This window comes from Aquiflexum gelatinilyticum (assembly GCF_024813435.1).
GTDB classification, from domain to species: domain Bacteria; phylum Bacteroidota; class Bacteroidia; order Cytophagales; family Cyclobacteriaceae; genus Cognataquiflexum; species Cognataquiflexum gelatinilyticum.
In genome coordinates, this window is record NZ_JANAEZ010000013.1 from 50,874 (window position 1) to 64,645 (window position 13,772).

General features: G+C 43.2%; 8 protein-coding genes. 6 read left to right on the top strand and 2 right to left on the bottom strand.

What is annotated here, in order from left to right; translation table 11 throughout:
* Positions 1-13: 13 nt before the first annotated feature.
* A complete protein-coding gene (gene panC, locus NK987_RS20595; RefSeq protein ID WP_258424009.1) occupies positions 14-862 on the bottom strand; it encodes a pantoate--beta-alanine ligase in 849 nt (282 codons plus the stop codon).
* Between the two features lie 125 nt (positions 863-987).
* On the opposite strand from panC, the gene NK987_RS20600 reads away from it, so the two are divergent.
* The 4 genes from NK987_RS20600 (at position 988) to NK987_RS20615 (ending at position 8,135) form a co-directional block, all read left to right on the top strand.
* Positions 988-1,797, top strand: coding sequence for a glycogen/starch synthase (locus tag NK987_RS20600; RefSeq protein WP_113926273.1), 810 nt, complete (start codon positions 988-990; stop codon positions 1,795-1,797).
* Positions 1,781-3,124 carry a DUF4270 domain-containing protein gene (locus NK987_RS20605; RefSeq protein WP_258424010.1) on the top strand — a complete coding sequence of 448 codons (1,344 nt, stop codon included), beginning with the start codon at positions 1,781-1,783 and terminating at the stop codon, positions 3,122-3,124. The genes NK987_RS20600 and NK987_RS20605 overlap by 17 nt, the downstream gene beginning before the upstream one ends.
* A 121-nt stretch (positions 3,125-3,245) precedes the next feature.
* Complete coding sequence (gene glmS, locus NK987_RS20610; protein ID WP_259265391.1) at positions 3,246-5,087, top strand: glutamine--fructose-6-phosphate transaminase (isomerizing); 1,842 nt, start codon at positions 3,246-3,248, stop codon at positions 5,085-5,087.
* A gap of 459 nt (positions 5,088-5,546) precedes the next feature.
* A complete protein-coding gene (locus NK987_RS20615; protein WP_259265392.1) occupies positions 5,547-8,135 on the top strand; it encodes a M14 family zinc carboxypeptidase in 2,589 nt (862 codons plus the stop codon).
* Between the two features lie 50 nt (positions 8,136-8,185).
* On the opposite strand, the gene NK987_RS20620 is transcribed toward NK987_RS20615, so the two are convergent.
* On the bottom strand, positions 8,186-9,061 hold the full coding sequence (locus NK987_RS20620; protein ID WP_259265393.1) for an AraC family transcriptional regulator: 876 nt from the start codon (positions 9,059-9,061) through the stop codon (positions 8,186-8,188).
* A 151-nt stretch (positions 9,062-9,212) separates the two neighbouring features.
* Here NK987_RS20620 and NK987_RS20625 point away from each other — a divergent pair, with 151 nt between their 5' ends.
* Both NK987_RS20625 and NK987_RS20630 read left to right on the top strand, forming a co-directional pair.
* Positions 9,213-12,713, top strand: coding sequence for a PVC-type heme-binding CxxCH protein (locus NK987_RS20625; protein WP_259265394.1), 3,501 nt, complete (start codon positions 9,213-9,215; stop codon positions 12,711-12,713).
* Positions 12,714-12,724: 11 nt separating this feature from the next.
* A complete protein-coding gene (locus tag NK987_RS20630) occupies positions 12,725-13,600 on the top strand; it encodes a sugar phosphate isomerase/epimerase family protein (protein WP_259265395.1) in 876 nt (291 codons plus the stop codon).
* The last annotated feature ends 172 nt before the right edge of the window (positions 13,601-13,772 follow it).

The following is a 13,772-nucleotide window of genomic DNA, read 5'->3' on the forward strand; positions in this document are numbered from 1 at the left end:
ATTTTGCGCGAATTTAATCAAATATGGAAATGTTGTCGATCAACCTGACGTCACCGAAGTAAGCCGCGGTACAGATTGACACATTTTTCTCTTCTCCGATACCCTCTAATACGTAAAAAGAATCAGAAGTTACCAATTCGAAATATTCCAATTTGGCTTTTGGCTCGGATTCAAACATCTGGTTGATCTTTTTCCGGATGCTTAACCAAGGTCTGCCATCTAAAAGTTCTGATTTTGCAAAAAATAATGCCTTTGAGATAATTCGGGCTGCCTGTCTCGAGTCCGAATCCAATCTGAGGTTGCGGGAAGACAATGCCACTCCATCTTTTTCTCTTACTGTGGCGACGACTTGGATTTCAACATCAAAAGAAAGGTCCTGAACCAGTCTTTTTATGATAGCGACTTGCTGCAAATCCTTCTGACCGAAGTAGGCAGTATGAGGTTTAACAATATTTAACAGTTTGGAAACGACGATTCCAACGCCATTGAAATGACCAGGCCGGAAGGAACCTTCCAAAATTTTATCCAAATGTCCAAAATCTATGGAGAGCATAGGCTTTGAGGGATAAATCTCCATGGTTTCTGGCAGAAAAAGGTAATCTACCCCGGATTTATCCAACAGTTCCAAGTCTTTATCCAAAGTTTTTGGATATTTTTCAAAGTCCTCCTGGTTGTTGAATTGGGTGGGATTAATGAAAATGGACACTACTACAATGTCAGAATATTGTTTTGCGATTTTGACTAATTCCAAATGACCTTGGTGCAAAGCACCCATTGTAGGCACCAAACCAATGGTTTTATTGTTATTTCGGAGAATTTGAAGGTTATTATTTACCTCTTCTTTGGTCCCAAGGATATACACTATTGTTGTACTTTGCGAATGTAAAATAGAGGCAAAACTATGTTATTCCTTAGAAATACAATGGATTTACCGCTTTTTTTTGTATATTTGTGCGTTTATTATCACTCATCTAAACACAACAAGGTATGTCCAAACTCCGTATTCTCTACGTTGCAAGTGAAATCAATCCGTTTTTACAGACTTCTGAGGTGGCAAATTTCGTCAGGGCACTGCCCCAGGCGATGCAGGAAATGGGGATGGAAATCCGTATTCTTGTGCCGAGATTTGGGCTCATCAATGAAAGAAAGAATAGATTGCATGAAGTAGTGAGGCTGTCAGGGATCAACATTGCCGTAGGAGAAGAAGAGAAACCTTTGATCATCAAGGTTGCTTCCATTCCAAATGCCAAGCTTCAGGTTTACTTCATCGACAATGAAGACTACTTCCAAAGAAAGAGTGTGTTTCATGATAAGCATGAAAAATTCTATGAAGACAATGACGAAAGGGCTATTTTCTTTTGCAAAGGTGTCATTGAAACAGTAAAAAAATTAGGCTGGGCTCCTGATGTGGTACATTGCAATGATTGGATGACAAGTCTGATCCCCATGTATCTCAAAACCACCTACAAAAACGAGCCTCTCTTTAAGGACACAAAATCGGTTTTTGCTATTTACAATACCGGATTTACCCATAAATTTGGCGACGATTTGTTTGAGAAAGTCAAAATGGTAGACATCGATGATGCTATCTTGGCACCTCTAAAGTCAAAAGATTACGAAGGCTTCCTCAAAATTGGAATGGAATATGCCGACGTAGTCATCAAAAGTGAAGACATATCCGAAAACCTCAGCAAACTCATCGAGGAGTGCTCTAAAGAAAAACAGTGTGAGATTAACAACGAAGAAGAGAAACTTTTTGAAAGTTATTACAACATCTATAATGACTTGGCCGGCTAAACTGTCAGCGATATTATTCATTGTTCTTACCATTGCAACTTCCTGTGAGGATCCTTCCAATATAGGTTTGGAGCTGGATCCTGAAAACAACCAGATAGGGGTATTCTACCAAGAAATATCCCTATCTGCTTCTGTTGTACTTCAAGATTCCTTGAGTACCACCAATAGCGGTGTGTTGGTCTATGGAAATGAGGAAAGCGATTTTTTTGGTAAAACAGAAAGTATAGGATACACACGACTTTTTTTCAATAGAGATATTGCCAGACCTAAAGAAAATGCAATCCTTGATTCGGTCAGGTTTTTATTCAATATGCGGGAAGTACTTACCGCAGATACCATCAATCCCAAAACCATCAATGTCCATCTTCTTACTGAGCAGATTCGCGATGTGGACTATTATAATTTCAGTAGCGTAGCCTATGAGCCTACTCCTTCTTTTAGTGCTACATTTGATTTTACAGACAGACAGGATACAATAGTGTCTACCAAAATCGACAACGCACTGACTCAGGAAATTTTTGATGAATTAAAAGATGGCAGGTATTTTCAGGACATTTTCTCTTTTCGTGAGTTTTTACCAGGCCTCGCCTTCAAAGCAGAGGAGGGTGAAAACGTTGGTTTTAGTACCGTGATAGGAAATAATACTGGTTTTATTTTCTATTTCAAAAATGAAGGGGACACAGTCTCAAGAGCCTATCCAATTGCAACAGGCATAAATTTCAATTTAGCCAGGCATTTCAGCCAAGTTATCAATGACCCTACAGGGACGCCAATTGAGGTCGTCACCGAACCGACCACATCTTATGATTTGGGTCAGTATGCCGGCGGAAAATCGACATTTGGGATGTATATCAAATTGGACATGAGCCCATTGGATGAGTTTTTAGACACTTTGGAAAATGCCAATTTCAATCAGGTAACCTTGGAAATGGGTCCTGTAGTCAATTTTTCCGCTGATAGATTACCTCCTCAGTTTCATATTATGTTTTTTACCAATGAAACCAATGAAGTTTTATTCCGAACAGACGGACTTCCTATGGCCGTACAGCCCGAAGGAAGAGTTCAGGTAGATCCGGTAACCTCAGAACCTATTTATTCTGACCAACCGGCTTTGTTAGCTTTTATTAACAACGAAAAATTTTATAGGCAATTCATCACTTCCCACGTGAATGCTTTGTATAGAAAGAAAATGCCAAGAAGAGACTTTCTTTTATATCCCGCTGTCTCCACGCAGGACAGAAATTTTATCCAATCTCTGAAAGATTATGTCATTGACCAGAATACGATTAAAATGAAAATATTCTATTCAAGAAGCAGATCTTTGTAGAATGACATATTTTAAAGAAGTGGAGATAAAAATTGTTTTATTTTAAAGAAGGGTATTTTTTAGACCATAATTTTTGCGATAATTCTAAAAAGTTTACATTTGGGCTGTTAAATTTTTATATATGTGTGGAATCGTAGCTTATGTAGGGCAAAAAGAAGCCTTACCAATCATCATCAAAGGACTTAAGAGATTAGAATACCGGGGTTATGATAGTGCCGGTGTGGCTTTACTCGGGCAAGACGGCCTCAGCATTTACAAGAAAAAAGGGAAAGTTTCAGAACTGGAAAATCATCTTGAAAGTTTCAGGGATTTGAACTCCAAAATAGGAATTGGTCATACCCGTTGGGCGACACACGGTGAACCCAATGATGTCAATGCACATCCTCATTATTCCTCCAATGAAAAATTTGCAATGATCCATAACGGAATCATTGAAAATTATGATGTCCTCAAAACCGACCTGATCAACAAGGGTTACAAATTCCAAAGTGAAACAGACTCTGAGGTTTTTATCAAATTCATTGAAGACATCTATGCTAACAATTACATCAGCCTCGAGGAAGCAGTAAGGTTGGCTTTGCATAAAGTCGTCGGTGCTTATGCCATCGTCATCATGAACATTGAAGAGCCGGACACCCTCATTGCAGCGAGAAAAGGCTCTCCCCTTGTTATCGGGGTCGGAGAAGATGAGTACTTCTTAGCTTCAGATGCAACACCAATTATAGAATATACCAATCAGGTGGTCTACCTTGATGATTATGAAATTGCAGTCATCCGTGACAACAAACTTCAGATCAAAACCATCGAGAACGTAGAGACCAATCCTTATATCAATCAACTTGAAATGGAACTTGAGGCCATCGAAAAAGGAGGCTATGAGCATTTCATGTTGAAAGAAATTAACGAGCAACCAAGATCTATCGCAGATTGTATGCGTGGAAGATTGGATGCCAAAAACGGCAGGCTGGTTCTTGGTGGCTTGAGGGATTATATGAATAAATTCCAAAACGCAGATAGAATCATCATCACTGCCTGTGGAACTTCTTGGCATGCCGGCTTGGTAGCTGAATACCTTTTTGAAGAATTTGCAAGAATTCCTGTAGAAGTGGAATATGCTTCCGAATTCAGGTACAGAAACCCAGTCATTTCAGAAAAAGATTTTGTCATCGCCATTTCCCAATCCGGGGAAACAGCCGATACTTTGGCTGCCATCGAATTGGCTAAATCCAAAGGCGCCACCATCTTCGGAGTGTGTAATGTCGTAGGATCTTCAATCCCGAGAGCAACACACGCCGGATCGTATACCCACGCAGGTCCTGAAATCGGAGTAGCTTCCACCAAAGCTTTTACAGCACAGATTTCTGTTCTGACGATGATGGCCTTGAAATTGGGATATCAAAGAGGAACTTTGTCAGAAACGCGGTACATGCACCTATTGAATGAATTGGCAACAATTCCTTCCAAAGTAGAAAGAGCGCTTAAACTTGATGCAAAGGTCAAAGCCATTGCAGCAGAATACAAAGATTCTCGCAACTTCCTTTACTTAGGAAGGGGATACAACTTCCCGGTAGCATTGGAAGGGGCATTGAAGCTCAAAGAAATTTCTTACATCCATGCAGAAGGTTATCCTGCAGCAGAAATGAAACACGGTCCAATTGCTTTGATTGATCAGGAAATGCCGGTAGTCTTCATCGCTACCAAAGACAGCTCTTATGAAAAAGTCGTCAGCAACATTCAGGAGGTAAAAGCCCGAAAAGGTAAGATCATTGCCGTAGTCACAGAGGGGGATACCACTGTCAGAGGATTAGCAGACCATGTGATCGAAATTCCTGAAACAGAAGAAGCCTTTGTTCCTTTGATTGCAGTGGTTCCCTTGCAGCAACTCTCCTACCACATCGCAGTCATGAGAGGCTGCAATGTCGATCAGCCAAGGAATCTGGCGAAGTCAGTGACGGTTGAATAAAGGGGTTAAAGGTAACTGGTAAGAGGCGAAAGGTGGGTTCAGATTACCGCTTTAGATTTTGGTAAAAAAATCAATACAAATCATGACTGCCCTTTGGTAAATCCGAAGGGCAGTTTTTGTTTTTGGGCACCAACAAGATTCCATTTTGAAGAATTACCTCTCAATGAAGATTTTAACTATTCCCAGTGATATTAGTAGATCATTATTTATTGAACAACAAAGAAACAAAGAAAACAAAAGTCCGATCTTTGTTCCCTTTTGTTCCTTTATGGTAAATATGCTTTTTCCTCTGCGTTTTTGAGTCTCTGCGTGAATTAAAAAATACAATGGAATCTTTCAATTTAAGCTTTTACATGAAGGGTATTTGAAGAAATTAGGAAGCATTGCATTTTGTGAACGAATTGGAAAAAAATAAATTTTCTTCCTTATTTTCCTTTCCGCCTTCAAAACCACCTTCCCATGAAAAAAATACAAAGTCTTTTCTTGTTTTTCCTGATGTCCACACTCTCTGTTTTTGGGCAAAAAAGTCCTGCAGGAACCGCAGACATCTCCCTTCAATATTACCTTCCTTCCGGATTTACTTACAATGAAAAAATCCCCAAACCAAAAGACATTTTGGGGTTTGAGGTGGGTGAATGGAATGCAGGTTACGATCAGGTAATCCGGTATTTTGAAAAACTTGCTGATAGTTCTCCCCGGGTAAAATTTGAAATCATCGGATATACCTATGAAAAGCGGCCCCAAATCATGTTGACGATCACCTCTCCAGAAAACCTCGCCAACATCGATAAAATCAAATCCGACAGACAGCAACTCCGTGACCCCAATGCCAAGATTGATTTTGATAAAATGCCCTTGGTCATGGCCGCGGGATATTCGGTCCATGGCAATGAGGCAAGCGCAATCAATTCCTCGATTTTAGCGGCCTACCATTTTGCTGCAGCAAATGAGATAGAACAAGACTTAAAAAACATCATCATCCTGATAGATCCTGCACTGAATCCTGACGGAAGCAACCGCTACGCTTCTTGGGTCAATACCCACAGGTCTTACAACCTCAACGGCGATCCCGCAAACAGAGAACACAGCGAAGCTTGGCCGGGCGGAAGGGGAAACCATTATTGGTTTGACCTCAACAGGGATTGGCTGCTTGTACAGCATCCTGAATCACAAAACAGGGTCGCTAAATTTCAGGAATGGCTACCCAATATTTACCTGGATTACCATGAAATGGGAACCAACAATACTTTCTTTTTTCAGCCGGGAATCCCAAGTCGGGACCATCCACTGACTCCAAAGAAAAATATGGAACTGACGGAGAAAATCGCCCAATACCATGCCAAGGCCATGGATGATTTGGGTTCTCTTTACCATTCGAGGGAAAGTTTTGACGAGTATTATTTTGGCTATGGCTCCACTTATCCTGATATCCAGGGTTCAATAGGCATTTTGTTTGAGCAGGCTTCCTCAAGAGGTCATTTGCAGGAAAGCATCTATGGTCCTTTGCCTTTTGCTTTTACCATCAGAAATCAGTTCAGAACGAGCGTGAGTTCTTTTGAAGCTGCGAAAAACATGCGTGGAGAGATCAACAAATTCATGCAGGATTTTTATACCGAATCGCTGAAAACCGCAGCTTTGGATACTGATAAGGCCTATATTTTTGGAAATCCGGATGATGGTGCAAGAAGCTTTCACTTGGCAGAAATGATCCAACAACATCAGATCGATGTCTACTCCCTCAACCAAAACATCACTGTCAACGGTGTCCCTTTTGAGAAAGAAAAAGCCTATATCGTCCCGCTAGACCAACCGCAATACAAGTTGATCAAGGCGATTTTTGAAACTCGAAATACTTTTCAGGACAGTCTTTTCTATGACGTCTCCGCGTGGACATTGCCGATGTCCTTCAACCTTGACTACACAGCATTGAGCAGCAAAATCATGAATCTTGCCGATGTCACACTTCTCGAGGAGGGTTTTGGCAAAAAAGCCGGTACCCTGATCGGTGAAAAAAACGCTTATGCCTACGCCTTTGAATGGGCAGACTACTATGCCCCAAAAGCTGCCTATCACCTGATGGATGAAGGATTTTTGGTACGTCTGACGCATGAACCCATCACCCTTGCTGACGGAAAAGTCCTGAAAAGAGGAAGTATTCTAGTCAGCACACAAAGAGATGCTGAAGAAGATGCTGCCACCAAACTTCACTCCTCTTTAGCTTCCCTTGCTGCCGAAACGGGAATCACTGTCTACGGCATCAATACCGGATATACTTCGGGTGTCAATATCGGATCTCCAAGCATTGATGTGTTGAAAAAACCAGAAGTCGCTGTCTTGGTAGGAACAGGTGTCGCAAGCGGAGAAGCCGGAGAAATGTGGCACCTCTTGGACCAAAGGTTTGATATGCCAATAACCCTCTTACCTGTAGAAAGACTACGAAATACCGACATGAGTAGGTACAATGTCCTTATCATGCCGAATGGCAATTATTCAAGTTGGGGAAAATCCGAAGCCGAAGAAATCAAATCCTGGGCAAGTGCCGGAAATACCCTGATCGCGAGAGGCAATGCCATGACTTGGCTCAACAGCAATGAACTGGTTTCATTTACCTTCAAAAAAGAACCCAAAGAGGAAGAAAAAATGGCCGCCCAACCTTATGAAGACTACACCAAAAATACCGGCGCAAGGATGACAAGCGGGACTATTTTCCATGCAAAGCTTGATGTAACCCATCCGATTGGATACGGCTATGGCAAGGCCGAGCTTTTCACTTTCCGAAACAGCAACCAAGTGCTCGAACCGGGAAAGAATCCTTATTCAAATCCCTTGGTCTATACCGACAAGCCTTTGGCAAGTGGTTATGTCCATCCTGAAAACCTCGAGTTGGTCAGAAACAGCAGTGCCATTCAGGTCAAGCGCCTTGGCCGGGGACGGGTCATCGGCATGGTGGACAATCCCAACTTCAGGGCAATTTGGTACGGTACAAACAAGCTTTTCCTTAATGCCATATTCTTTGGTCAGGTGATCGAAAGCGGAACTGCAGATTGATCTTTTTCCAATTAACCCTCCAAGCCTTGAAAACCCTTGGAGGGTTATTCCTATTCTAGGGTCTTGAAATAATCCTTTTTGTAAACCAACGGCGTCACCCCAATCCTTTCCTTGAACTGTCTGTTAAAATTGGAAAGGGTATTGAAGCCGCTTTCGTAACAGATTTCGCTGATGTTGGCATCCATTTCATGTAACAGCTTACAGGCATGCCCGATCCTGACATCTGCAAGAAATTCCGAAAAAGACTTGTTCATCCTCGAAGAAAAGTACCGGCTGAAGGCACTTTCAGTCATATTCGCCAAGGATGCCACTTCCTCCAACAGGATTTTTTGGCGGAAATTCTCCATCACATATTCATAGACTTTACTCATCCTGTCTTTTTCGGATTCTTTGTTGGTATTGATGTAGCCGGCCTGCGTAATGGGATGACAGTCGGAAGACTCTGACAAAACTTTCAGTATTTCCAGCAATTTCAGGATACTGTCAATACCTTTTGAATCAAGCAGTTTTTTCAATTGACTACGAAGCATCTCATTGGTCTTCCCTGTAATCTCCAATCCCCGCTCGGATTTTTGGAGCAAAGTCTTGATTGCTTCAAATTCCTCCTTGTCATAAATGGCATTTCCCAAAAAATCTTTCCCAAAGTACACCACAATCCCCTTTGTCGTGAGGCCGCTGTCTTTATCAAAGTACTGCGGATCATTCCGCCACAAATGCGGAAGATTTGGCCCAGTAAAAACCAAATCAAACTCCTTGAAAGGCTTCATCTGATCGCCGATAAACCTGGTACCTTTTCCTTCCAAAACCAAAAACAATTGGTACTCATCGTGAAAGTGCCAATGTTTGTCAAAATTAGGGGCAACAAGCGCTTTAGCAACGAAAGCTTTGTCCTCAGGAATCCTTGATTTTTGAAGTGCCTGTTTCATGATTAGTCAATTATGCCAAAATAATATTCAATTATCAAATTTATAGACAAAATTCAGTCACAATCAGCAAAAAAAAAGGAAGATTGCCATCTGTTTTATTTCCAATTTGAATCTTCCAATAAACCCTTATTTTCCCTAAATAACGCTATCCATGAGATATTCTCATTTACTCCTCCTCCTGCTCCTCTTTTTTGCCATCAGTTGCGGCAAAAAGTCAAATTTACCGGAGCTTCCCACAGGGCCAAGAAGAGCAGAAATCCTCTTCCTCGGACATGACAGCAAGCACCATGATTCCGAGAAACTGATGCCTTATCTGGCAAGACCCCTTTTCCAAAAAGGAATCAACCTCACTTATACTTCGGATCCCAATGACCTCAATCTGGACAACCTGAATCAATATGACGGGATCATGATCTATGCCAACCATGACAGCATCACTTCAGATCAGGAAGCTGCGCTGAAAGAATATGTGGAAAGCGGCAAGGGTTTTATTCCCCTCCACAGTGCCTCTTTCTGTTTCCAGAATTCTGATTGGTATGTCGAAGCCGTAGGCGGACAATTCCAATCGCATGGTACGGGTGATTTCACAGTCGATATCATTGCCGCAGACCATCCAGTAATGCAGGGCGTGGAAGTGTTTGAGACCTGGGATGAAACCTATATCCACACCCGAATCAATCCTGACATGACTGTCCTGATGGAAAGGGAGGAAAACGGACACCGTGAGCCTTGGACTTGGGTGAGAAATCAAGGAAAAGGACGTGTATTTTATACAGCTTATGGACACAATGAGCGAACCTGGTCTCAGCCAAATTTCCATACCCTCGTAGCTAACGGCGTACTTTGGGCAATCGGAGATGACGTGGCCAAGCAGGTGGCGGATTTCAAAATCCCCCAACCGGTTTTTGAAGATGCAGTCATTCCAAACTACGAAAACAAAGACCCAGCACCGAAATTCCAGCTTCCGCTTTCTCCTGAAGAATCCATGAAATTGGTACAGATCCCAGTTGGATTTGAATTGCAGCTTTTTGCTTCAGAACCACAAATTGTCAATCCAATGGCAATGTGTTGGGATGAAAAAGGAAGACTGTATGTGATCGAAACAGAAGATTATCCTAACGAAGTTCGCACCGAAGGCGGAAATGACCGCATCAAAATTCTTGAAGATACAGACGGCGACGGCAAAGCTGACAAAGTAACTGTCTTTGCTGATGGACTCAATATCCCGACAAGCATCATGGCCATGAACGGAGGGATCCTCATCTCCATGGCTCCGGATTTTGTATTCTTAAAAGATACAGACGGTGACGACAAAGCAGATGTAAGAGAAGTTTTGATCACTGGTTGGGGCAAAAGCGATACGCACGCCGGACCTTCCAACTTGAAGTATGGCTATGACAATAACATTTGGGGCGTATTGGGATATTCAGGTTTCCAGGGAACTGTGGGCGGAAAGGAATTCAACTTCTCCCAAGGTATTTACAGATTCGCTCCTGATGCTTCGAACTTTGAGTTTTTGGGCTCGACCAGTAACAATACCTGGGGACTTGGCTTCTCGGAAGATTTCAATGTATTCATTTCCACTGCCAACGGTCAGCACTCTGCCTTCCTTGCGATGACCAATAAAAACGTCAAAAGACCTATCGCGGGTGGGATGAACAATACTGTCTTTGGGATTGACAGCCACTACGACATGCCGCACCTAACGCAGTTTTTGAGACAGGTGGATTACCATGGCGGCTATACCGCTGCCGCAGGACATAATTTCTACACGGCAAGGACTTTCCCTAAATCCTATTGGAACAGGGTGGCTTTTGTGGCCGAACCTACGGGAAGGGTACTCCACAATGCCATCATTACCAAAGATGGTTCAGGATTCAAAGAAAAGAACGGCTTCAATATATTGGCGAGTTCAGACGAGTGGTTCTCTCCTGTACATGCAGAAGTCGGACCGGATGGTTCACTTTGGATTGCGGATTGGTACAACTTTATTATACAGCACAATCCTACTCCAAAAGGATTTGACAACGGTGCCGGAAATGCCTACATCAACCCTATGCGGGATGCCAAGCATGGAAGGATTTATAGGCTGGTATACAGAGGCGCGCCGGAATACAAAGGTTTTTCCATTGATCCCTCTAATAATTCAGACCTGATCGCAGGCTTGAAAAGCGACAACATGTTTTGGAGAATGACTGCCCAAAGGCTCATCGTCGAAACCCAAAACAAATCCATTATCGGTGACCTCTATAAGCTTGTAGAAAACAGGGACATGGATGAAATCGGTCTCAATACCGCTGCCAACCACGCCCTTTGGGCATTGCATGGCCTCGGCGCGCTGAGCGGTGATGATGCCAATGCCATCAAGATTGTTGGCAAAGCATTGTCACATCCTTCTGCAGGTGTGAGGAAAAATGCGATTGAAGTACTTCCAAAAACCAATGAAACTTTTGCACTGATCCAATCCAACAAGGTCCATCAGGATCCTGACTTGAATGTAAGGAAAGCTGCTTTCCTTGCCTTGTCGGAGATTCCTGCATCTGCCGAAATCAGCAGCCTGATCTATGAAGCAAGTCAGGACGAAGCCAACGGCAAAGATCCATACCTTCCTCAGGTGATATTCTCCGGAGTTCTTGCCCATCCAAGTTATTTTGAGCAGAACCTTGCCACGCTTTTCCCTGAAGAAAAAGTAGATTCCCTCTACACACTGACAGAAAAACTCACCAAGAGTCTTGTCGTCGAGCAATACAACCTCGACAGAAGGGCAGCGATCGTCTATCCTCCTGATGTCAGCAACAAAGAAATCCATATCGTCACCGAGTTGGCGGAAGGAAACGAACCGCTCGAAGGAGTCATTGCCGCACAGGGAAACAAGATGAACGGGTATTCCCTTTTTGTAAAAAAATCTACCTTGAATTGGGTGGTAAAACAAAACGGCAAAACCTACAAAATCACTGCCGGCAACCTGCCAAAAGAACTGTTTAAGGTGGAAGCCAAGCTCCTTGAGGGTGGAGAGATGACTTTGCAAATCAATGACAATCCGATTGCCAAAGCAAAAGCCCCTTCCCTATTCATCACCCCATTGACTCCGGACAGAATCCGTGTAGGCAATGACATGGGTGGAGAAAATCAGGTCGGTGAATATGAAGGTTTCTCTTGGCTAAGGGGAAGAATGGGTAGAGACAGCTACCTCAGCCTCAAAGATCCAAACTTCAACTTGCAGGAATATTTGGCCAAAGGCCCTGAAAAAGCCGCCGCTCCGGTATCAAGAGAAAATGCCTTGGTAGTGAAGATCGGTGTCATCCCTCATGAAATGAAATACAATGTGACAAGCTTCAAGGTGAAAGCCGGCCAACAGGTGATCATTGACTTCGAAAACAAAGATTTCATGCAACACAACCTGATCGTTGCCAAGATAGGTTCACTCGAAACGGTTGGAAAAGCCGCTGACGAAATGGCAAGAGATCCAAAAGGAATCGAAAAAAATTACGTTCCAAATATCCCTGAGATCATTATAGCTTCCAAGCTTGTGGATCCTGAAGGGCTCGAATCCATTATCTTTACCGCCCCAACAGAAAAAGGAGAATATCCTTTTGTATGTACTGTACCGGGACATTGGCGCATCATGAACGGTAAAATGATCGTCGAGTAAAACAGGATATTATGGCAATAAATGCAACTTTTGGTGTCAGCACCTGGCTTTGGACTTCTCCATTCCAAAAAGATACAATTGGATTATTCTCAAAAATCAAAGAAATGGGCTTCGACGCGGTAGAAATACCCGTCGAAAACCCGGATCTGATCGACATCCCTTCCGTCAAAAAAGCACTCGCAGAATTCAGCCTGCAACCCATCATCTGTGGGGCTTTTGGGCCGACACGTGATTTAACACATGATGACCCGGCTTTTCACAAAACAAGCTTTGACTACCTGCAAAGATGCTTTGAGATCAGTTCAGCACTCGGTGCCAAATTCGTCGCAGGACCGATGTATTCTGCGGTGGGAAAAGCAAGGCTTGTCTCTCCCGAGCAGCGGAAGATCGAGTGGGACCGTGCCGTAAACAACCTCCACAAAGTCTGTCAGATGGCCGCGTCCATGGGACAGGAGATCGCTTTGGAAGCTTTGAACCGCTTCGAAACTGACCTCATCAATACCACGAAAGAACTCATGCAGCTCATCTCAGACATCAACCATCCCGCTGCCAAAGTGCTGTTGGATGGCTTTCACATGAGCATCGAAGAATCCAATCTGGAAGAGGCCGTCAGACAGGTTGGTGACAAACTCCTGCATGTGCAGGTCTCCGAAAACCACCGTGGCATCCCCGGAACAGGTCAGACAAGCTGGTTTTCCTTCAAAAGAGGTCTTGCTGCCGTCAATTACACTGGAGTGATTTCGATAGAGAGCTTTACGCCAAATGTGCAGGAACTTGCAGGTGCAGTCTGCATCTGGAAGCCCCTCTCCCCAAGTCAGGATGAATTTGCCTCCCAAGGACTTGCTTTTCTGCAAGACTGGATCTCAGGCAAAAAATTCACACACTAGGGATGTCTTTCACCACAGAGCACACAGGGAGCACAGAGCTGGAGGTCGTGAAAAGAGATGTTAAGGCACCGCCAATTCCTCTTTCCACTAACCATTAACCAAATACTTGTACTGAGCGCAGTCGAAGTAACCATAAACCTAATTGCCACCAACAACAAACAACTAACCACAT

Coding starts and splice junctions, on each gene's coding strand:
- NK987_RS20600 (WP_113926273.1), top strand. CDS start 988: ATGTCCAAACTCCGTATTCTCTACGTTGCAAGTGAAATCAATCCGTTT.
- NK987_RS20605 (WP_258424010.1), top strand. CDS start 1,781: ATGACTTGGCCGGCTAAACTGTCAGCGATATTATTCATTGTTCTTACC.
- NK987_RS20625 (WP_259265394.1), top strand. CDS start 9,213: ATGAGATATTCTCATTTACTCCTCCTCCTGCTCCTCTTTTTTGCCATC.
- glmS (WP_259265391.1), top strand. CDS start 3,246: ATGTGTGGAATCGTAGCTTATGTAGGGCAAAAAGAAGCCTTACCAATC.
- NK987_RS20630 (WP_259265395.1), top strand. CDS start 12,725: ATGGCAATAAATGCAACTTTTGGTGTCAGCACCTGGCTTTGGACTTCT.
- NK987_RS20615 (WP_259265392.1), top strand. CDS start 5,547: ATGAAAAAAATACAAAGTCTTTTCTTGTTTTTCCTGATGTCCACACTC.
- NK987_RS20620 (WP_259265393.1), bottom strand. CDS start 9,061: ATGAAACAGGCACTTCAAAAATCAAGGATTCCTGAGGACAAAGCTTTC.